The sequence below is a fragment of the Microbispora sitophila genome, assembly GCF_014892245.1.
Lineage (GTDB): Bacteria > Actinomycetota > Actinomycetes > Streptosporangiales > Streptosporangiaceae > Microbispora > Microbispora siamensis.
In genome coordinates, this window is the sequence record NZ_JADBGC010000024.1 from 1 (window position 1) to 19,022 (window position 19,022).

The 19,022-nt window shown below is 68.6% G+C and carries 21 protein-coding genes, 1 tRNA gene and 1 pseudogene; 16 read left to right on the top strand and 7 right to left on the bottom strand.

What is annotated here, in order from left to right:
* Positions 1-83 precede the first annotated feature (83 nt).
* A tRNA-Gly gene (locus IL992_RS34410) sits at positions 84-157 on the bottom strand.
* Between the two features lie 119 nt (positions 158-276).
* Here IL992_RS34410 and dcd point away from each other — a divergent pair.
* From dcd to IL992_RS34425, 3 genes are all read left to right on the top strand, one after another.
* Positions 277-852 carry a dCTP deaminase gene (dcd, locus tag IL992_RS34415; RefSeq protein ID WP_193207503.1) on the top strand — a complete coding sequence of 192 codons (576 nt, stop codon included), beginning with the start codon at positions 277-279 and terminating at the stop codon, positions 850-852.
* A 156-nt stretch (positions 853-1,008) separates the two neighbouring features.
* On the top strand, positions 1,009-1,626 hold the full coding sequence (locus tag IL992_RS34420; protein ID WP_079315406.1) for a DUF47 domain-containing protein: 618 nt from the start codon (positions 1,009-1,011) through the stop codon (positions 1,624-1,626).
* Positions 1,627-2,625 carry an inorganic phosphate transporter gene (locus tag IL992_RS34425; RefSeq protein ID WP_193207504.1) on the top strand — a complete coding sequence of 333 codons (999 nt, stop codon included), beginning with the start codon at positions 1,627-1,629 and terminating at the stop codon, positions 2,623-2,625.
* Between the two features lie 55 nt (positions 2,626-2,680).
* Here IL992_RS34425 and mshD read toward each other — a convergent pair whose 3' ends face one another.
* Entirely contained in the window at positions 2,681-3,583 is a 903-nt protein-coding gene (gene mshD, locus IL992_RS34430) for a mycothiol synthase (RefSeq protein WP_193207505.1), read from the bottom strand.
* A gap of 130 nt (positions 3,584-3,713) precedes the next feature.
* On the opposite strand from mshD, the gene IL992_RS34435 reads away from it, so the two are divergent.
* The 3 genes from IL992_RS34435 (at position 3,714) to IL992_RS34445 (ending at position 7,854) form a co-directional block, all read left to right on the top strand.
* Entirely contained in the window at positions 3,714-5,522 is a 1,809-nt protein-coding gene (locus IL992_RS34435) for a bifunctional metallophosphatase/5'-nucleotidase (RefSeq protein ID WP_193207506.1), read from the top strand.
* A 557-nt stretch (positions 5,523-6,079) separates the two neighbouring features.
* Positions 6,080-7,384, top strand: a complete 1,305-nt coding sequence (locus IL992_RS34440; protein WP_319019015.1) for a vanadium-dependent haloperoxidase — start codon at positions 6,080-6,082, stop codon at positions 7,382-7,384.
* Between the two features lie 17 nt (positions 7,385-7,401).
* Positions 7,402-7,854: a hypothetical protein gene (locus tag IL992_RS34445; protein WP_193207507.1), complete on the top strand. Its 453-nt coding sequence runs from the start codon at positions 7,402-7,404 to the stop codon at positions 7,852-7,854.
* 50 nt (positions 7,855-7,904) lie between these two features.
* On the opposite strand, the gene IL992_RS34450 is transcribed toward IL992_RS34445, so the two are convergent.
* Entirely contained in the window at positions 7,905-8,615 is a 711-nt protein-coding gene (locus IL992_RS34450; RefSeq protein ID WP_193207508.1) for a winged helix-turn-helix transcriptional regulator, read from the bottom strand.
* A 247-nt stretch (positions 8,616-8,862) separates the two neighbouring features.
* On the opposite strand from IL992_RS34450, the gene IL992_RS34455 reads away from it, so the two are divergent.
* The 9 genes from IL992_RS34455 to IL992_RS34495 all read left to right on the top strand — a co-directional run bounded on the left by IL992_RS34455 (position 8,863) and on the right by IL992_RS34495 (position 14,230).
* The gene (locus IL992_RS34455) at positions 8,863-9,111 is read left to right on the top strand and encodes a MoaD/ThiS family protein (RefSeq protein WP_193207509.1); all 249 of its coding nucleotides are present in this window, start codon (positions 8,863-8,865) and stop codon (positions 9,109-9,111) included.
* A 40-nt stretch (positions 9,112-9,151) separates the two neighbouring features.
* The gene (locus IL992_RS34460; RefSeq protein WP_193207510.1) at positions 9,152-9,832 is read left to right on the top strand and encodes an LmeA family phospholipid-binding protein; all 681 of its coding nucleotides are present in this window, start codon (positions 9,152-9,154) and stop codon (positions 9,830-9,832) included.
* Between the two features lie 61 nt (positions 9,833-9,893).
* The gene (locus IL992_RS34465; RefSeq protein ID WP_256862628.1) at positions 9,894-10,406 is read left to right on the top strand and encodes a sigma-70 family RNA polymerase sigma factor; all 513 of its coding nucleotides are present in this window, start codon (positions 9,894-9,896) and stop codon (positions 10,404-10,406) included.
* Positions 10,403-11,353, top strand: coding sequence for an anti-sigma factor family protein (locus tag IL992_RS46865; RefSeq protein WP_226874289.1), 951 nt, complete (start codon positions 10,403-10,405; stop codon positions 11,351-11,353). The genes IL992_RS34465 and IL992_RS46865 overlap by 4 nt, the downstream gene beginning before the upstream one ends.
* Before the next feature lie 138 nt (positions 11,354-11,491).
* Positions 11,492-11,857 (top strand): TlpA family protein disulfide reductase, encoded by a 366-nt coding sequence (locus IL992_RS34475; protein WP_226874306.1) that lies wholly within the window; start codon positions 11,492-11,494, stop codon positions 11,855-11,857.
* Positions 11,858-12,030: 173 nt separating this feature from the next.
* Positions 12,031-12,441: a DUF4395 domain-containing protein gene (locus IL992_RS34480; protein WP_193207513.1), complete on the top strand. Its 411-nt coding sequence runs from the start codon at positions 12,031-12,033 to the stop codon at positions 12,439-12,441.
* Entirely contained in the window at positions 12,438-13,277 is an 840-nt protein-coding gene (locus tag IL992_RS34485; protein ID WP_193207514.1) for a sulfurtransferase, read from the top strand. Before IL992_RS34480 ends, IL992_RS34485 begins: the two co-directional genes overlap by 4 nt.
* Complete coding sequence (locus IL992_RS34490) at positions 13,277-13,576, top strand: DUF1416 domain-containing protein (RefSeq protein WP_142564902.1); 300 nt, start codon at positions 13,277-13,279, stop codon at positions 13,574-13,576. Before IL992_RS34485 ends, IL992_RS34490 begins: the two co-directional genes overlap by 1 nt.
* Before the next feature lie 384 nt (positions 13,577-13,960).
* Complete coding sequence (locus IL992_RS34495; RefSeq protein WP_193207515.1) at positions 13,961-14,230, top strand: ribbon-helix-helix domain-containing protein; 270 nt, start codon at positions 13,961-13,963, stop codon at positions 14,228-14,230.
* 186 nt (positions 14,231-14,416) lie between these two features.
* On the opposite strand, the pseudogene IL992_RS34500 reads toward IL992_RS34495, so the two are convergent.
* A pseudogene (locus IL992_RS34500) lies at positions 14,417-15,160 on the bottom strand (transposase family protein).
* Between the two features lie 203 nt (positions 15,161-15,363).
* Here IL992_RS34500 and IL992_RS34505 point away from each other — a divergent pair.
* Positions 15,364-16,704: a hypothetical protein gene (locus IL992_RS34505; protein WP_193207516.1), complete on the top strand. Its 1,341-nt coding sequence runs from the start codon at positions 15,364-15,366 to the stop codon at positions 16,702-16,704.
* On the opposite strand, the gene IL992_RS34510 is transcribed toward IL992_RS34505, so the two are convergent.
* Genes IL992_RS34510 through IL992_RS34520 form a run of 3 tightly spaced genes read right to left on the bottom strand, consistent with a single transcriptional unit; the run spans position 16,658 to position 18,899 of the window.
* A complete protein-coding gene (locus tag IL992_RS34510; protein WP_193207517.1) occupies positions 16,658-17,566 on the bottom strand; it encodes a hypothetical protein in 909 nt (302 codons plus the stop codon). The two genes, IL992_RS34505 and IL992_RS34510, sit on opposite strands and share 47 nt — an antisense overlap.
* Positions 17,563-18,240 (bottom strand): DUF4352 domain-containing protein, encoded by a 678-nt coding sequence (locus IL992_RS34515; protein WP_193207518.1) that lies wholly within the window; start codon positions 18,238-18,240, stop codon positions 17,563-17,565. The genes IL992_RS34510 and IL992_RS34515 overlap by 4 nt, the downstream gene beginning before the upstream one ends.
* Complete coding sequence (locus IL992_RS34520) at positions 18,240-18,899, bottom strand: hypothetical protein (protein ID WP_193207519.1); 660 nt, start codon at positions 18,897-18,899, stop codon at positions 18,240-18,242. Before IL992_RS34520 ends, IL992_RS34515 begins: the two co-directional genes overlap by 1 nt.
* Positions 18,900-19,022 lie beyond the last annotated feature (123 nt).

A 19,022-nucleotide genomic window follows, 5' to 3' on the forward strand; every position in this document is an offset into this window, starting at 1 on the left:
CTAATGGCCCGCGAAGATCAAAGAGCCTCGGAAACAATCAAGGCCCGGGTTGGGATGTGCTCCCTGACCTGGGCCTTCTCGCTTGGAGCGGGTGACGGGAATCGAACCCGCGCTGTCAGCTTGGGAAGCTGATGTTCTGCCATTGAACTACACCCGCGTGACCGGCTGTGGAGCCCGTCGCTGCCCCTACTGTAGCGGATCCGGGGCGTGCTCCTGCAGTCCCGACGCGAAGATCCCCGATACCCGCCGGTCAGGGGGCCCACTAGCCTTGCACCCGTGCTGCTTTCCGATCGTGACCTCCGTGCCGAGATCGAGTCGGGCAGGGTGAAGCTCGACCCGTACGACCCGGCGATGATCCAGCCGTCCAGCATCGATGTGCGGTTGGACCGCTACTTCCGGGTGTTCGAGAACCACCGCTACCCGCACATCGACCCCGCGATGGAGCAGCCGGACCTCACCCGGCAGGTGGAGCCGGACGGCGACGAGCCGTTCATCCTGCACCCAGGCGAGTTCGTGCTGGCCAGTACGTACGAGGTGATCAGTCTGCCCGACGACATCGCCTCGCGGCTGGAGGGCAAGTCGAGCCTGGGCCGGCTGGGCCTGCTGACGCACTCGACGGCCGGCTTCATCGACCCCGGCTTCGAGGGGCATGTCACGCTCGAACTGTCCAACGTCGCCACGCTGCCGATCAAGCTGTGGCCGGGTATGAAGATCGGTCAGCTCTGTATGTTCCGGCTCAGCTCGCCCGCCGAGTTCCCGTACGGCTCGGACCGGTACGGCTCGCGCTACCAGGGGCAGCGGGGGCCGACGCCGAGCAGGTCGTTCCTGAACTTCCACCGCACCAAGGTCTGAAGCGGCCCAGGCAACAAGTGTGTCACGGGCGACGTTCTGGGCAGCGGGAAGGGGAAGAGTAGGTTACAAGCGGGCTTGCGTGGCCTGAACTTCGCATTTCCACTGGTAACCCGTACCCTTCTCTGCGGACCGTCCCCGCACATCTGGAGAAACGACGTGCGCCTGCGTCTCACGCCCCGTGAGGACAGCTACTACGACTTGTTCGCCGACTCGGCGAACAACCTCGTCACCGCATCGCGTCTGCTGGTCGAGATCATCAGCGACGGTTCGGACCGGGAGGGTCTGGCCGAGAAGATGCGCGCCTGCGAACACGCGGGCGACGAGCGCACTCACGCGATAATGAACCGGCTCAATGAGAGTTTCATCACGCCCTTCGACCGTGAGGACATCTACCGCCTCGCGTCGAATCTCGACGACGTGATGGACTACATGGAGGCCGCCGCCGACCTGATCGTCCTCTACCAGATCGACCACCTGCCCAAGGAGGTCGTACGTCAGGTGGAGGTCCTCGAACGGGCCGCCGAGCTCACGGCGGACGCGATGCCGCGCCTGCGCGGGATGCAGCACCTCAACGAGTACTGGATCGAGATCAACCGGCTCGAGAACCAGGCCGACCAGGTCTACCGCAGGCTGCTGGCGAAGCTGTTCAGCGGCGAGTACGACGCGCTGACCGTGATGAAGATGCGCGAGGTCATCGAGCAGCTCGAGCTCGCGGCCGACGCCTTCGAGCACGTGGCGAACACGATCGAGTCGATCGCGGTCAAGGAAAGCTAAGTGGAGCTCGCGCTTGTCATCGGCGTGGTCGTCATCGCGCTGGTGTTCGACTACACGAACGGTTTCCACGACGCCGCCAACGCCATCGCCACCTCCGTCTCGACCCGCGCCCTCACGCCCCGTCTGGCGCTGCTCATGGCCGCGGTCATGAACTTCATCGGCGCGCATCTGGGCACGTCGGTCGCCTCGACCGTGGGCAAGGGGATCATCGCTCCCCCGGACGGCAGGCACGGCCTGATCATCGTTGGCGCCGCGCTGATCGGTGCCATCGTGTGGAACCTCATCACGTGGTACTTCGGCCTGCCCTCGTCCTCCAGTCACGCTCTCATCGGCGGCCTGATCGGTTCAGCCCTGGCCGCGACCGAGGCCGTGAAATGGGGTGGGGTGGTCGAGAAGGTCGTCATCCCGATGGTGCTGTCGCCGGTCGTGGGCTTCTTCCTGGGCGCGCTCATCATGATCGCGATTCTGTGGATCTTCCGCAAGGCCAATCCTCATAAGGCGGGCAAGGGGTTCCGGTACGCCCAGACGCTGTCGGCGGCCGGGATGGCCCTCGGCCACGGCCTGCAGGACGCGCAGAAGACGATGGGTGTGATCTTCCTCGCCCTGGTCGTCGGGGGGTACGTCCCCAAGGACGCGAGCATCCCCGAGTGGGTCATCACGGCGTCGGCGCTGGCGATCTCCCTCGGCACGTACGCCGGCGGCTGGCGCATCATGCGCACGCTGGGCCGCAGGATCATTCACCTCGATCCGCCGCAGGGCTTCGCGGCCGAGGCGGCGGCGGCCGGTGTCCTCTACACGGCGGCCATCGGGTTCGGCGCGCCGATCTCGACCACGCACACGATCACCAGCGCCATCATGGGCGTCGGCGCCACCAAGCGGCTGTCGGCCGTGCGATGGGGTATCGCCGGCAACATCGTGACCGCGTGGGTCCTGACGATCCCGGCCGCGGCCATCGTCGCGGCGATCGGCTACTTCATCCTCAACCTGGTCCTCGGATAGAGGACGGTCACGCACGGACGGGCCGGCCCCTGAGCGGGGACCGGCCCGTCGGCGTTCAGCGCCGGTACATCACGTCGGTGTTCCATCGGGTGAACCCGAGGGACTCGTACAGCCGGACCGCCGCGCTGTTCTCCTCGTCCACGTAGAGCATGACCTGGGCGAGGCCGAGCGCGCGCAGGTGCGCGAGCCCTGCGAGCGTCAGCGCCCGGCCGAGGCCCGTGCCGCGCTCGCCTGGCGAGACCCCCACCACGTAGACCTCCCCGATCGGCTCGTCGCCGCCGTGCACCTTCGTCCAGTGGAAGCCCGCCAGCGCGTCTCCCCGTACGGCGAGGAAGAAGCCCGCGGGGTCGAACCACGGCTCACTCTTTCGCAGTTCGAGGTCGGCCTCCGTCCAGGAGCCCTGCTCGGGGTGCGTGGCGAAGGCCAGCGCGTTGAGCGCCAGCCACGCCTCCTCGTCGCGTCCCGGCTCGAACGTGCGCAGCCGTACGCCCTCGGGGAAGGTGGCGGCGGGCAGGGGCTCGGACAGAGGGCGGCGCATCTGCCACAGGGACCGCACCCGGGTCAGGCCCGCGCGTACGGCGAGGCGGGCCGCATCGGGCAGGTCGCCGTGTGCCCACAACCGGAGCCTGCCGCCGCTCGCCTCCAGCACGTCGCCCAGCAGTCGCCGGCCCAGGCCGAGCCGGCGGAACGCCGGATGCACCACGAGTTCGCCGCTCGGCCCTTCCTCCGGGTCCGCCGGGTCCAGGTGGGCGAAGCCCGCGACGTTTCCGTCCTTGTACAGCAGTACGGCTCTCGCGCCGTGACCGCCGCCGTGATCGCCGCCGTGCCGCACCTGGAGCATCACGTGCTCGTTGAGCGGAGCGACACCGTCGGCCTCGGCGGCCGCCTTCACCAGGGCGAGCACCGCCGCCACCTGCTCGTCATCGAGCCGTTCCGTGATCTCCACGCGTACGTCCATGTCTGGCACGATAGGTGAAGGCCCGGCGATCCCCCTACCGGGCTTCGGCAATAGACGCCATGGGTTCCCTCCCTGAATCGTTATCTTTGCGCCATTTCCTGCTTAGGTCCCCGCTCTACTGTCGAGGGTCATGACCCGAGCATCCCTGACGCGACTGGCCGTCGCCGGCGCCGCCGTGGTGGGCGTCGCGGCCCTCACGATGGGCACGGCCGCCGCATCTTCCGCTCCCCAATCCGGCAAGCACGACCAGAAGCCCGGTCCCTCCGTTCCCGTCCGGTTGCTGACCATCAACGACCTCCACGGCAACCTGGAGCCCCCGACCGGGTCCAGCTCCCGGATCCTCGACCCGAACGGCGCGAACACCGACACCGACGGCTCGCTGACCGGCATCGCCGGCGCGAAGTACTCGATCGCGGGCGGCGCGTCCTACCTCGCCGCCCACCTCAAGCAGCTGCGCGACGCCAACACCCTCCTGGTGGGCGCGGGCGACCTCATCGGCGCGTCGCCGCTGCTGTCCGCCGCCTACCACGACGAGCCGACCGCCGCCCTGCTCGACAAGCTCGGCCTGGTCACCTCCTCGGCCGGCAACCACGAGTTCGACGAGGGCATCGACGAGCTCAACCGCATCATGAACGGCGGCTGCCACCCGGTCGACGGCTGCTCGCCGGCCGGCGAGTGGAAGGGCACGAGCTTCGACTACCTCGGGGCGAACGTGCTCAAGGAGGGCAACGGCGACTACGCCCTGCCGCCCTTCTACGTCAAGAAGATCAACGGGGTGAAGATCGGGTTCATCGGCCTGGTGACCCAGACCACCCCGAACATCGTCACCGCCGCCGGCATCAAGGGCCTCCAGTTCACCGAGGAGGTCGCGGCGGCCAACAAGGTGTCGAATTACCTCGCCAAGCACGGGGTCAAGGCGCAGGTCGTGCTGGTCCACGAGGGTGACAACATCACCCCGAACCAGGACCCCAGCTCGTGCCCGGTCGTCCCCGGCAACGGCTCGCGGATCGCCAAGGGCCTTGACCCGCAGGTCGACCTGGTCATCAGCGGCCACAGCCACCAGGCGTACGTCTGCAAGGTGAAGGACCCGGCCGGTCAGGACCGCGTCTACACCCAGGGCTCGTCGTTCGGCCGCGCGATCACCCAGATCGACTTCCGGGTCGACCGCAGGACGAAGGACGTCATCCGCTCCAGCGTCGTCGCCAAGAACAACGTGGTGACCCGCACCGTCACCCCGGACGCCGACACCGAGGCGTACATCCAGGTCTGGAAGGACCGGGTCGCGACCGTCGCCAACAAGCCGATCGGCAAGATCACCGCCGACATCGGCAACCTGGTGAACAACTCCTCGGCCGCCACCACCAAGCCAGAGACGCCGCTGGGCGACCTGATCGCCGACGCGCAGCTCGAGGCGACGAAGTCCGGCGGCGGCGCCGAGATCGCGCTGATGAACCCGGGTGGCGTCCGTGCGCCCCTGACGTACGCGCAGAGCGGCTCCGAGGGCGACGGCGTCGTGACGTACGGCGAGGCCTTCCAGGTGCAGCCGTTCAACAACCTCATGCAGGTCGTCACGCTCACCGGGGAGCAGCTCAAGGCCCTGCTGGAGCAGCAGATCTGGAAGGTCGACCCGGTGACCGGGGCGGTCACGCACCGGCTGCTGCAGCCGTCCTCGTCGCTCACCTACACCTTCGACACGACGAAGCCGGAGGGCTCGCGGGTCTCCGACATCAAGATCAACGGAACCTCGGTGACCGGCACCCAGCAGATCCGGGTGGCCGCCAACAACTTCCTCGTCGGCGGCGGCGACGGCTTCACCGTGTTCACCAAGGGCGCCGATCTGTGGAGCGGCCCGCTGGACATCGACGCGTTCGTCGCCTACATGGGCGCGCACTCGCCGGTCGCCCCGCCGGCCACCGGCCGGATCACTCTGATCAAGTAGCTCTTCCGCACGTCGAGGCCCGCTCCCGGTCCCGGGGGCGGGCCTTCGTCATGTCTCACGTCATATTTCTGTCGTTACAACGGACTTAACAAAAATGTCATTGATCAACGCCGAAACTTCTGCCTACACTCCAACCGACTGGTCGCAATCGGAAAGAAGGTGCCTTGACCAGAATACGGTTATTCCGTGCACTGACCGCCTCGACAATGTCACTGACCGTGCTTTTCTCGGGGCTGGGGACAGCGGCGCCCGCCCGGGCCGCGGTGGACGTGGGGGACCGGGTCCTCTACTGGAACGACGTGCTTCTGGAAGCGTTCCGCCAGGTCGGTGGGGCTCCGGGCCCGCTCGCACGAGCGGCCGCAATGATGCACCTCGCCGTGTACGACGCGGCGAATTACACCCAGTGTTACAAGCAGGGACGCGATTTGCGCCCGGTCGACTGCCTCGGTGGGATATACAACCCGGGTATCGACCCGTCGCCGAAGGTGGCGAATCCCGACGTCACGACTGCAATTGACTACGCAGCGTACAAAGTGCTTACCGGGGTGTTTCCCGAGGTGGATTTCACGCCATTCTTCACCCAGGCGGAGCCGGCCGCACCCGTGACCGACGCGCAGAAGTCGGGGCGCAGCATCGGCGAGCAGGCCGCGGCTCGCATGATCGCCACTCGGGCCGGGGACGGCTCCACCGACAACACGTCGTACGTCCCGAGCACCGCGCCCGGGCAGTGGCGGCCCACAGGATCGGGCGACGCGGCCACCCCGAACTGGGGGAAGCTCCACAGGTTCTACCGGTACGGCTCGCCCCAGCCGGCCCCCGACTATCGCTACCCGGTCGACTGGCCGGCCAACGGCACGCTGGACCTGAGCCCCGTCTCGTCGTCCTCGGCCCGGCCACAGCTTCCCGGGGGGTTCTCGGACATCACCTCGCTGCTGCGGAGCCAGGCGTACGCCGACCAGGTCAACGAGGTGAAGTCGCTCGGCGGCGCCACCAGCACCACCCGGACGGCCGAGCAGACGCAGATCGCCTGGTTCTGGGCGAACGACCTCAACGGCACCTATAAACCGCCGGGCCAGCTCCTCGACACGACCCGCGGCGTCTCCGAGCAGCGCGGCCTGAGTCAGCTGGAGAACGCGAAGCTGTTCTCGACCGTCAGCGCGGCGCTGGCCGACGCCGCGATCGTGGCCTGGGACGCCAAGTATCTGACCCCGATCGACCTGTGGCGCCCGGAGAGCGCGATCCAGCTCGCGGCCGACGACGGCAATGCCCAGACCACCCCCGACGCCTCCTGGCAGCCGCTGTCCGCCGACACCGCGGGAGTCCACTTCAGCCCTCCGTTCCCGGCGTACATCTCCGGGCACGCCACTTTCGCCGGCGCCTGGGCCGCCTCGATGCAGGAGTACTTCGGGACGGACTCGATCAGCTTCACGGTCGGCACCGAGGACCCGCACGCGGTGGACTCGTCGGGGAGGTTCCTCACGCGTTCCTTCACGAGCTTCAGCCAGGCCGGGCAGGAGGATGCGCGCAGCCGCATCTACCTCGGCGTGCACTACTCCTGGGACGGCGACTACGGGTACGCCGCCGGCCGCAAGCTCGTCGGACCCGGCGGTGAGCTGCTCGCGGACGGCACGCGCACCCACACGAAGCTGAAGGTCGGAGTGGGTTACACCTATCCGGCGCCGTCGTCCACCGCCACGCCCTCCTACACGTACACCGCCGACCTCTCGCGGTACGACTCGGTGCGGGACGCCTTCAACCAGTGCGATTACGACGGCGCCGACATCGCACAGGGGCAGGGACAGGCGAACTCCTGGGCCTGCAACGTCCAGTACGACGGCAGAGTCCTCCTCTATCTCTTCTGATCCGGGAGAAGGTGCAGATGCAGCACAGATACCGCCTCGCCGCACTGGCCGCGGCCGTACTCGCCGTGTCGGCGGGCGCGCTGTACGCGATCACGAGCCCCGCGATCGCCGCTCAAGAAACGCCGCAGACCCCCACCGGACTGCGGATCCAGACGGACCCGTACCAGCCGAACCAGCTCTGCAGGGCCGGGACCGCGGTCGTCTCGAAGAATGACACCATCGTCCTGGCTGCCAGCCCCGTGCCCCTCGGCAGGCATCCGGGTCTGCGCGGGACGTTCGAGGTGACCGGTGGCGAGGGGACGACGCCGATCAGCAGCACGCGCCCGATGTGGCCGAGCGGCCGCGTGCTCGCCCTGACCATCGACCCCGGCACGCTGAGCGCGGGCGCCTACCGGTGGCGGGTGCGGGCGGAACAGGGCAAGGAAGTCTCCGGCTGGACCCCCTGGTGCGGGTTCACCGTGAAGGACTGATCTCGCGGACGCCGCGGCTCACGCCCGCGAGGACGTGAGCCGTACCGTCTTCAGCGCCTCGCCGGTTCGGTCTCGGCCTGCTCGCCGCCCCGGTCGGGGACGAAGCGGTAGCCCACGTTGCGGACCGTTCCGATGAGCGCCTCGTATTCGGCGCCCAGCTTGGCCCGCAGGCGCCGTACGTGCACGTCCACCGTGCGGGTGCCGCCGAAGTAGTCGTAGCCCCAGACCTCCTGCAGCAGCTGGGCGCGGGTGAAGACCCGGCCCGGGTGCTGGGCGAGATACTTCAGCAGCTCGAACTCCTTGAAGGTGAGGTCCAGCGCGCGCCCGCGCAGCCGGGCCGTGTAGGTCGCCTCGTCGATCGACAGGTCGCCGCTGCGGATCTCGTCGGGGACCTCGTCGGCGGCGGCCAGCGACAGCCGCCCGATCGCCATCCGCAGCCGGGCCTCGACCTCCGCCGGTCCCGCGGTGTCGAGGATCACGTCGTCCACACCCCACTCCGCCGTCATCGCCGCGAGGCCGCCCTCGGTCACGATCGCCATCAGCGGGCAGGTGACGCCGGTCGTGCGCAGCAGCCGGCACAGGCTCTTGGCCTGCACGAGCTCGCGGCGCGCGTCCACCAGGATGGCGTCGGCCGGGGGCGTGTCGATCAGCGCGGAGGCCTCGGCGGGCGCGACCCGCATCGAGTGCAGCAGCAGTCCGAGTGCCGGGAGCACCTCCGCCGACGGCTCCAGAGCGTTGGTCAGCAGGAGCAGATTGCTCACATGAGCCTCCTCGCACCATGTCGGCTCGGCGCCGTTTGCAGCACTGGAAACCGCGACAGCCGTACAAACACGTAAGGACCCGGGGGCCACATCGCCCGAGTCCATTAATTCGTAGGGTAGCCCACACGAAGTTTGCGTCCAATGTGCGTCACCCGTGTGAACAACACGTCACGTGGTTTACCGACGTAACGTGACGGTGACGGAGAGCTTCCGAAGGGTGATGTGAGAGTGAGGGGAGCGGCGCATCATGGCCACGGGAACGATCCGCTACTGGGCGGCGGCCAAGGAGGCCGCCGGAGTGCCGGAGGAGCCGTTCGACGCCGAGACACTGGGGGACCTGCTCGCGGGGATCTCGCGGAACCCTGCCGTCGAGCGCGTGCTGCGCCGGTGCTCCTTCCTCGTCGACGGCGCCCCGGTGGGCACGCGTGATCCGGCGACGATCGACCTCCCCGAAGGCGCCGTGGTCGAGGTTTTACCCCCTTTCGCCGGGGGATGAGCGACTACTCTGATCACAAAGGCGCCTTCGGAGGGGTCGGATGCGCAAGTTGGTCGTGGCCGTGGCCCTGCTGGCCATCCTGCTCGTCGTGCTCGACCGGGTCGCCGTGGTCGGGGTGCAGCGTGAGATCGCCCGGCAGATCGAGGCGAAGTACGACCTGGCGCAGGCACCGTCGGTGCAGGTGAAGGGCATACCGTTCCTCACCCAGGCTATCTCGGGCCGGTATGAGGAGATCAGCATCGGCATCGGGAAGGTGGAGCGGGAGGGCGTCCAGCTCGAGCGCATCGACGCCACGTTGTACGGCGTCACCGCCCCGCTCTCCGACCTGATCCAGAACGCCGCGGCCACCGAGATCAGGGCCGACCGCGTGACGGGGACCGTGGTCATCTCCCGGCAGACCCTGTCGGCCCACGCGCCGCGTGGCATCAAGGTCGAGGGCGCCGGCGACGACAAACTCCGCGTCTCGGGCAGCGTGCCCGTGCTCGGGAACCAGGTGCCGGTCACCGCCGACATGAAGATCCAGGTGGTCCAGGGCGGGATACGGCTCACGCCCGCGAACGTGAAGATCGCCGGTGCCATCCCCGTGCCGAACCCCGAGCGGCTCATCTCGTTCACGGTGCCGGTGAAGAACCTTCCGCTCAACCTCAGGATCACCCGGGTGAAGTCGACGAGCGAAGGGCTCGCGGTCCAGGGCACCGCGTCCGATGTCCCCCTCCGATGAGGGTTCGCGTGACGATCGTCACACCGTCGAACCACCGCGCCGCGGCGTACGTGATGAGGATGTGAGTCCAGCCGGAACCGCCGACGAGGAGCTCATACGCGCACTTTGGGAGGATCACGGAGGGCCGCTGTACGGCTACGTGCTGCGGTTGACCGGTGATCCGGGCAGGGCGGAGGACGTGGTGCAGGAGACGCTGCTTCGGGCCTGGCGGCATCCCTCCGGGCTCCAGGGACGCCCGGTTCGCGCATGGCTGTTCACCGTCGCCCGCAATCTCGTCGTCGACCAGCACCGGGCCCGCAAGTCCAGGCCGCAGGAGACGGGGGACGAGGCGCTCGCCGTGCTGCCCGCCGACGACGAGCTGGAACGGGCCGTCGAATCGTGGGGGGTGGCGGAGGCGCTGGCCTCGCTCAGGGCGGAGCACCGCGAGGTGCTCCTGGAGACGTACTACCGGGGGAGATCGGTGAAGGAGGCGTCGGAGATCCTCGGCATCCCGCCGGGAACGGTGAAGTCGCGGACCTACTACGCCCTCCGGGCGCTGAAGCTCGCCCTGGAGGAACGGGGGCTGGCGCCATGACCTGCGAGGAGGTGCGCATCTCGCTCGGCGCGTACGTGCTGGGGGCGCTCGACGCCGAGGAGACCGCCGAGGTCGAGGCCCACCTGGAGACCTGCGCGGCATGCCGGGCGGAGCTGGCCGAGCTGTCCGGGCTGCCGTCGCTGCTGGCCCGCGTGTCGGCCGAGGACATCGAGCGCGCCGCCGCGCCGCCGCGCGCCGTGCTCGACGGCGTATTCGCGGATGTCTTCGCGGATGTGTCCGCGGATGGTCTCGTGAGTGCGTCCGCGGGTTCGGCCTCCGCGGCGGTCGCGCCCGCGGACGTTTCGTCCACCCGGCGCGGGCGCCGGTCCCGCGTGCTGCTCGCGCTCGCCGCGTCCGTCGTCGTCGCGGCGGCGGGCGGCACGGCGTGGGTGTCGGCGGCGCAGAAAACCTCGGAGAGCACAACAGTGGGGGCGGCCGCCGCGGCCCCCGAGAAGGCGTCGCAGGATCAGGCGGCGCAGGCCCAGCAGGACCAGGCGCAGGCCGACGCGGCGGGAACGGAAGCACCGGAAGCACAGGTCTTCCTCGCCCCGGCGTCGCCCGCTCCTGGGGCGACGGGGTCGCCGGGGGCGGTGGCGAGGAAGGTCCAGCCGCCGGCCGCCGAAGCGACCGTCACCGCGTCGCCCGTGCCGTCCGAGGCGCGCGGGAGCAGCGGCGACGTACGCATCGCCGTACGGCTCGTGCCGCACGACGGCGGGACGCAGGTCGTCGCCAGGGTCGCCGGAGTCCCGGCGGGCACGGTCGTTACGCTGCGCGCGGTCGCCAAGGACGGCACGGTCTCGAGCCTCGGCAGCCGGACCGTGGGCAGAGGTGAGTACCGCGGGCAGAAGATGGTCCTCGAAGGCTCGACGGCGCTGCGGCCCCGCCAGATCGACCGGATCGAGGTCGCCGACTCGGGCGGCCGCGTCCTGGTGTCCGTCAGGCTGTGACCTCGCCGTGATGCGGCGCGGGAATCAGCCGCACCGGGCCTGCGGTTGCAGACGGTGATGGCAGGGATCGCGACCCTCATAGCCACGCTCGTCCTGGGCGTGGTCCTCGGGCTGGTCGTGAGACGGCGCGACGGAAGGATGCGGGTCGTGGAACACGCCCCGGTGACGAGCGGTGATCTCGGCGCCGACCTCGGCGAGCGCGCCACGCTGGTGCAGTTCTCGACCGCCTTCTGCCAGCCCTGCCGGGCGACCCGCCGGATTTTGGGCGAGGTGGCCGGCATGGTCCCCGGCGTACGGCACGTGGAGATCGACGCGGAGTCGCGCCTCGATCTGGTCAGGCGTTTCGACGTGCTGCGCACCCCGACCGTGCTCGTCCTCGACGGGGCGGGCAACGTGGTGAAGAGGGCGTCCGGCCAGCCGCGCAAGGCCGACGTCATCGCCGCGCTCGGCGCGGCCGTGGACGGCGCGTCTCACGGGCCGTCTCAACCATCGGACAAGGTGTGACAGATGCCGAGACGGAAGGTACTGTCGTGCTCATGACTCCCACGACAGAGCTGCTCACGAAGCGGCGCGCGGTTGACTTCTGCCGCGTCGCGACCTCGCTCTGTCGCATGGCCTGAGGGTGATTCCTGCGGCTTCGTGCCGCGTTCCAAGAATCCTTCAGGAGCATCCCCACGATGCAGATCGACCCTCGTGGTCCGCGTTTCGGCGCGGCCGTGACCACCGCGGTCCTCGCGGTCGTACTGGTCACGCAGAATCCCTGGTTGCTCGCCGCACAGGCGATCGTCTTCGCGCTCGGCGCCGCTGACGCGTCGCCGTACGGGCTGGTCTTCCGCCGGTTCGTGCGGCCGAGGCTGGGGCCGCCGGCCGAGACGGAGGACGCGGCGCCGCCGCGGTTCGCGCAGGCCGTCGGGCTGGGGTTCGCGGTGGTGGGCCTGATCGGGTTCGCGGCGGGGATCACCGCACTGGCCTTGGGTGCGACAGCAGCGGCACTGCTGGCCGCCTTCCTCAACGCAGCGTTCGGCTTCTGCCTGGGCTGCGAAATGTACCTGCTCATTCGCCGTCTACAACCTGGGAGAATCCAATGAGCCGCTCCGCCGTTCTGGTGGACGCCGACTGGGTCGAGGCCAACCTCGACACGCCGGGTGTCGTGCTCGTCGAGGTCGACGAGGACACCAGCGCCTACGACAAGGGTCACATCCGCGGTGCCGTGAAGATCGACTGGAGGACCGACCTGCAGGACCCGGTCCGCCGCGACTTCGTCGACAAGGCCGGCTTCGAGGCGCTGCTGTCGTCGCGCGGCATCGCCAACGACGACACCGTCGTCCTGTACGGCGGCAACAACAACTGGTTCGCCGCCTACGCCTACTGGTACTTCAAGGTCTACGGTCACGAGAACGTCAAGCTGCTCGACGGCGGACGCAAGAAGTGGGAGCTGGAGTCCCGCGAGCTGGTCGAGGACGTCGTGGAGCGGCCGGCCACCCAGTACGTGGCCCAGGAGCCGAACAACGACATCCGCGCTTTCCGCGACGACGTCGTCGCCGCGATCGGCAAGCAGAACCTGGTCGACGTCCGCTCGCCCGACGAGTTCACCGGCAAGCTGCTCGCCCCGGCCCACCTGCCGCAGGAGCAGGCGCAGCGCGGCGGCCACGTGCCCACCGCCCGCAACATCCCGTGGTCGAAGGCGGCCAACGACGACGGCACCTTCCGCTCCGACGACGAGCTCCGCGAGCTCTACTCGGGCGCCGGCGTGGACCTCGCCAAGGACACCATCGCCTACTGCCGCATCGGCGAGCGCTCCGCGCACACCTGGTTCGTGCTGCACGAGCTGCTCGACCAGCCCAACGTCAAGAACTACGACGGTTCGTGGACCGAGTACGGCTCGCTCGTGGGCGTGCCGATCGAGCTGGGGGAGGCCCGCTGATGACCATCCAGGGTTGCGCTGCTCCTGAGCAGACCGTCGCGCTGCCGGCCGGCATCGACCTGTCCAACCAGGCCGTGATCCAGGGCGTCGTCACCGGCGCCGGCACGGCGTACGCCCGTCTGCTGGACCACAGCGGCGAGTTCACCGGCGAGGTCGTCGTCTCCGACGAGGGCATCTTCCGCTTCTTCGCCGCGCCCGGCCAGTGGACCGTCCGCATCATCGCCGGCGGCGGCGTCACCAAGGACGTCCCCGTCGAGGCCAAGCTCGGCGAGGTCGCCCAGCTCTCGGTCACCGTCTGATCCACCGCTTCACGAGAAGGCCGGTGCGTTCTACGAACGCACCGGCCTTCTGCGTAGAGGGTAATAGTCCGTTTACCCAACGTTACTGAACGTTTCGTATTACGTTTGCTACCGAGGTGCACAAGGCCGCGCTCAAGCACGGCATCGCCCACGAGGACGTCGTTCACGCGACAAGGGGGTTCCTTATCGCCTATCCCCTCGCGCACGAGGATGGAGAGGGGCCGCGGCGAGAGCTGCGCCTCGGTCCGGACCGTGCAGGGAACCTGCTGGAAACTATCGTGCTTTACCTTGACGACGGCCGGGAATTGGCCATACATGCGATGCCTATGAGGCGCAAGTACCGGGATCTCTTGCGAGGGGGATCGAGGAGGGAGCATGTCTAGGATGGACGGAGACGTTCCGACCTCGAGTGGCGTGCCGGTAACGGACGAACTCATAGCCGCACTGGCGGAAGAAGCCGAAGAGGGATACGACGTGGAGACTCTTCGTCGCCGGGGAGGCAGGCGTCCCATTGGTTCCGCGCCTGCCGACGTGGTTCCGGTGAGGCTCGATCCCGAGTTGCGCTCTGCATTGATCACACGGGCCAAGCGCGATCAAACCAGTGCCAGCGAAGTCATTCGCCGAGCACTGCGCGCATGGCTTCACGTGGCCTGATCGGGTGTTCGGCCCGTCAGGGAGGCGACTGAATGGTGACATGCGAACCTGCCGGCCTCCGCGAGGCGGCGACCCGAGGGCGACGGGTCGTTCTCCGGCTGTTGGGGACTGCGACGACCTTCATGGCAACCGACGAGATCATGGCCTTGTCACGTGACGAGCAGGTGGTCGCTGAAGAGATGTCCGCTATATCCAGAGGCATGGGTACTTACCGCCACCGGTATTCGTTCGTGCCGTTCTGGAGATCCACCGGCAGTGATGGAGCGCTTTGCCTCCTGGGCAGCGGCCCTCATCGATGAGCTGCAGGACAAGAACGGCCTGCACGATCGAGATGGTGCGGTGCGGACAGCAGCGTAGTTGGGTCAAGTCCTTCCAGGTCTTCAAGGTGGTCACAGCGCGTTCGCCACAGGCGCGGACGCGGGCGTGAGCATGGTTGATCGATCGCTGGTGGATTGACAGCGGTGGCCGGAGCCGGTGGCGCTTGAACGGGGTACGGATGGTGTCGCCTGCGCCCTGGTACCCCTTGTAGGCGAAGGTCCTCACCTTTGCTGTGGTCAGGCGCCGATAAGGCTGGTGGTGCGTGCCGCGGCCAGGTCGCGAGTGGCGGGGGCAGGGCGGGCGAGGCGCAGACCAGCCGGCCCGCCGGGTCGGCCAGGAGCTGGACGTTCATACCACGGCGTTTGTGCTTCCCGGAGTAGTACGGCCGCTCAGCGGCCAGCCGGTCGATCGGGATCGAGGTCCCGTGAAACCGCTGGCCAGGCGGGTGTAGGTGTCCCCGGTGCGCAGATGGGCCAGCACCAGTAGCGTCTGCCGTCCGGGGGACAGACGTCGCCCTCGGCTGCGGCGTTCGGCACGGCGGGTGCGGATGAGGTCGGCAAGACGACTCAAGGTGTGGTTCGACAGGGGAATCGCGGCAGGGTAAGACAGCAACGAGACTCCCGGTTGGGGCATGGACCTTGGTCGGCTGCTTTCTCACCTGGAGCCGCACTTCTCCCTCAACTCCGAGTTCCTCCGCCTCCTGCGCCCGCTCTGACCAGCAAGATCAGGATGAAAAGGGGCTCATGGCTGCTGAGTTCCGGACCGGCGGCTTAATGGGTCAGCAGGGCCACACGGGAGCCGATACCATGCGGCAGGTGTCCGGAACGTCCGCACTTGCCGCCCCTCGCCAGGATGCCGCGCCGCGCCGGGCCTCCTGGGCGCTGTCGCCGTACGCGCTGCCGCTGAACGCCCTGCGGATCCTCGCGAAGTGCGCCCTCCCCCTGATCCTCTGGTTCTCGGCCGGACGGCTCGTGCGGTGGGCGCTGCTCCTGCTGGCCGCGACCATCTCGCACGGCTCGTGGTATCAGGCCCGCCTCGTCGTGGTGATGTTCCTCTTCACGCTGGTCGTGATGACGTCGCTCGCCACGACCGTCGGCATGCTGTACGTCGTCCGCGAGGCGCTGCTGGAGACCCAGGCCCGGCGCGCGGGCGGTGAGGCCAAGGAGAGCCTCCTGAACGCGCTCAACCGGACCGCGCTCGTCTTCGCCGGCATCTACACGACCTGGGGGTTCGTCAAGGACGACGTCCGCGCGTTCATGAACATGGACCTGCTCAGGGCGCCGACCCAGCTCTTCGACGATGCGGTGAAGGGTGAACACAGCGGCGTCATGGCGGGGCTCATCAGCCTGGACCCGAAGGTGTCTCTGGTGACGATGGCCGTCGCGTACCTGGCCAAGCTGTACTTCGGCCGGCGTCACGAGGCCGGCAACGGACGCTTCTCCGGGATCATGGCGACATTCGCCGAGCTCGCGTTCGCGTTCTACGGGCTCAACGCTCTGGCGGCCGCCGTGGGGGCGCGCTCCGACTGGATCGGCGGGCGGGCCGCGGTCGCGGCTTGGCATGACTTCGCGGCCAAGGCGGAAGCGAGCGTCCCGGGCTGGCAGGAGTTCTGGGGATGGGTCGGCGAGATCTGGCCGTACGTCATCGACGCGCTCGCGGTCCCGCTCGCCTGGCTGACCGTCGGCATCCTCGTCTACGGCGCGTACGCGGAGGACACGCAGACCACGATCAGGGGCACCCGGCTGGAACAGGCGGCGGTCCATTTGGAGCGCACGCATGACTGGACGCGGCGGGCGCTCGCCAAGCTCAGCGCCGGCTGGACCGCCCGGTGGATCCCCCTGCTCAACTCCCTGCGCCTGACGGCGCGCGGCGGCGCCCCGCTGTTCGGGCTGTTCGCCCTGTGCTACGTGGGCCTTCACATCGGCGGGGACTACCTGGGCAGGGCGGGAGACTACCTGCTGGCGAGCGACACCCCGTACTTCTGGTTGGTGACAGTCGAGCCGGTCGGTTATGTGAAGGACCTCGTCGTCACAGCAGTGACAATGTGCCTGGTCGCCGCCACCTTCGACCTGGCGGCGACCCGTTCCCGGCTGGAGGGTCGGGCGCCCCTCACCGGCGAAACCTCAGAACCTGATCGTCCTTCTCCGTCGAGTTGAAGGCGTCCTTCAAGAAGTCCTCGGTGGACTGGCCGGGCACGTCCCGATAAGTGCTCGGCCGCAGGAGGACCTCGACTTCGTCGGCCGCGGAGCGCGGAACCACGCCCATCATCTCCAGCCGGTACGGCGTGCCGACCTTGTTCTCCTTCACGTCGAAGGGCGTCTCGTCGTTCAGCTTCTCCAACTGCCATGTGCGCCCGGCGCGGTCGGTGAGCTTGACCTCCACCGGCGCTCCGTGACGGATGGCGCCTTCGGCGTCGAGCGCGGTCCTGGTCGCCACGATCTTCAACCACTGTCGGTCGGATCGCTCCGGCTTGCCGGTGGGGTCGTTGACCTTCTCGACGCTCACGCGCCACGACACGTGCTGCCATACGCCTGCCTGCCCCGCAGGGACGACGTGGACGACGTAGTGCGGCTGCAAGATGTCGTAGGCGCGATAGCCGAACCAGGAGGGGACGGCGACGGCGAGTACGACGGAGAGCACGGTGCTCCCGACAAGGAGGCCGGTTCGCCTGGTCCGGGTGGCCGGCGTGGCGGCGGGCTCGCCGGGAGGCTCAGCGGAAGGGGGAGCCACCGGCGCGGGCGCCGTGGGCAGCGGCGGAGGTTTCCGGTTCGTCCGGAGGGCGGGGAAGGGCTGTGTCGACCTGTCCTCTCCCTCGGGCTCCAGAGGGGGCCACACTCGCAGATCCGTCGGTGGCTTCAGCGTGCCGGGGATGGGCACGGAGGGCGGCGCCGCCGGCATGGGCCGCGGCAGCGGGCCGCTGTAGGTGATGTCGGAGGGCTGCTCGGCCGGGGGAGCGAACCAGTCCCGGGAGTCCGGGCCGTTCCTCGGAGGGGTTCCGTCCATGGGCGTCTCGGTCATCCGCTCTTGCTCACCAGTGAGTGGTAGTCCTCCGCCTGCGAGATCAAGCGTGTGGCGGCGCTGCCGGACAGCCCGAGGTCGATCTCCGCCTCGGGAGAGAGGCTGTCCACGAGAGCCCCGCCCGTGTCGGGGTTGAAGACCAGGCGAGCTCCCGGCGCGGCATCCTCCGGAACCTCGTAGACGAGCACTCCGCTCGACCAGAACCCTGGCTGCAGCCACTTGTTGAACAGCGTCAGGGAGTCGCTCACCTTGTCCGTCGGCCGGTACCGGCGGCCGTCCTCGGTCAGCAGCGTCGGAGGCGCGGAGGGGCGCAGTCGCACTGGCGCACGGGCGGTGGTGGCGGAGACCTCGATCAGGAGGAAGAGGTTGCTCGTCTCGACTTTGGTCACCTTGTTGGAGAAGTCCACGGTGTCCACGGCGTGGGCGGCGCTTACCGAGCTGACCTTCACCGTGAAGCGGTTGGTCTCCACTATCTCGCCGATCCGACCCTTGTAGGTCAGGAACGAGGTGCGCTGCTCGAAGGACATCGTGAAGTTCTGCTGTGCGTAGACCGCCGCCGCCGCGAGCACGATCCCGGCCGCTCCGGCTGCGATCCGCCGCCCCACACCGCGCCGGGGCGGCCTGCGGCTCGCGGCACGACGGGCCGTACGGCTGTCCGCCTGGGTGAGCGTCATCAGCTGCTCTCCTTCCGTACAGGAAGGGTGATCCGCGCGGCCACCTCAGGCTCGAAGGGGCCCTTGTCGTCCTTGAGCTCGCCCGAGAGCCACCAGTCATGGGTCTGGTCGCGCAGGCCGAGCTCCTCGTACACGAACGAGCCCACGTCGATGCTGATCTCCGGGGGTGCGGTCGCGGTGGGCTCGAGGTCGTACTTCACCACGACCGTGGTGGTGATTCCGGGATGTAGTTGCTGGCTTTCGATGCCCAGACTGAGCACGGAGATCTTGGGACCGTACTTGGTCTTGATCTCCGGACGGGTCCGCAGCAGGGAGCTGGCGAAGGTCGTGCTCCGGGAGAAGCCCTTACCCGGCTCGGGCATGAGGCCGACCGAGGCAGTGTTCTCGCCCATGTTGGTGACCTTGAGGACGAGCTCCAGGTAGCGCTTGGTGTCGCCGAAGTCGCCCTTCTCGGTGGTGTCGATCGCCTTGATGAACTGGGTGCGGAACTGCCCCTGGTCGATCGTGTCCCCGGGCGAGACCGTGGGCGGGGGCTTCTCCGGGGCCTCCTTGAGGCCGCCGAAGGCGGCCGTGACGCCGATGCCCACCACAGCCAGGGCGAGGGCGACCGGGACGAGGACCGGGCGTCGTCGACGGGCGCCATTGGGGGATGACGTCATGGCAAGCGATGGTAGTACGACCACACTTGCCCCATTGGTCGCAATGGTTCGGACCCCCACGCGGAAATACGTCCGAATGGCGAGAAGCGCGCCCTGACAGGGCTTCCAGCTCCTACGCTGTGA

Excerpts from the sequence above, each read along its gene's own strand:
- mshD (WP_193207505.1), bottom strand. The coding sequence starts at position 3,583 with ATGGACGTACGCGTGGAGATCACGGAACGGCTCGATGACGAGCAGGTG.
- IL992_RS34435 (WP_193207506.1), top strand. The coding sequence starts at position 3,714 with ATGACCCGAGCATCCCTGACGCGACTGGCCGTCGCCGGCGCCGCCGTG.
- IL992_RS34445 (WP_193207507.1), top strand. The coding sequence starts at position 7,402 with ATGCAGCACAGATACCGCCTCGCCGCACTGGCCGCGGCCGTACTCGCC.
- IL992_RS34455 (WP_193207509.1), top strand. The coding sequence starts at position 8,863 with ATGGCCACGGGAACGATCCGCTACTGGGCGGCGGCCAAGGAGGCCGCC.
- IL992_RS34460 (WP_193207510.1), top strand. The coding sequence starts at position 9,152 with ATGCGCAAGTTGGTCGTGGCCGTGGCCCTGCTGGCCATCCTGCTCGTC.
- IL992_RS46865 (WP_226874289.1), top strand. The coding sequence starts at position 10,403 with ATGACCTGCGAGGAGGTGCGCATCTCGCTCGGCGCGTACGTGCTGGGG.
- IL992_RS34475 (WP_226874306.1), top strand. The coding sequence starts at position 11,492 with ATGCGGGTCGTGGAACACGCCCCGGTGACGAGCGGTGATCTCGGCGCC.
- IL992_RS34480 (WP_193207513.1), top strand. The coding sequence starts at position 12,031 with ATGCAGATCGACCCTCGTGGTCCGCGTTTCGGCGCGGCCGTGACCACC.
- IL992_RS34485 (WP_193207514.1), top strand. The coding sequence starts at position 12,438 with ATGAGCCGCTCCGCCGTTCTGGTGGACGCCGACTGGGTCGAGGCCAAC.
- IL992_RS34490 (WP_142564902.1), top strand. The coding sequence starts at position 13,277 with ATGACCATCCAGGGTTGCGCTGCTCCTGAGCAGACCGTCGCGCTGCCG.
- IL992_RS34495 (WP_193207515.1), top strand. The coding sequence starts at position 13,961 with ATGGACGGAGACGTTCCGACCTCGAGTGGCGTGCCGGTAACGGACGAA.
- IL992_RS34510 (WP_193207517.1), bottom strand. The coding sequence starts at position 17,566 with ATGACCGAGACGCCCATGGACGGAACCCCTCCGAGGAACGGCCCGGAC.
- IL992_RS34515 (WP_193207518.1), bottom strand. The coding sequence starts at position 18,240 with ATGACGCTCACCCAGGCGGACAGCCGTACGGCCCGTCGTGCCGCGAGC.
- IL992_RS34520 (WP_193207519.1), bottom strand. The coding sequence starts at position 18,899 with ATGACGTCATCCCCCAATGGCGCCCGTCGACGACGCCCGGTCCTCGTC.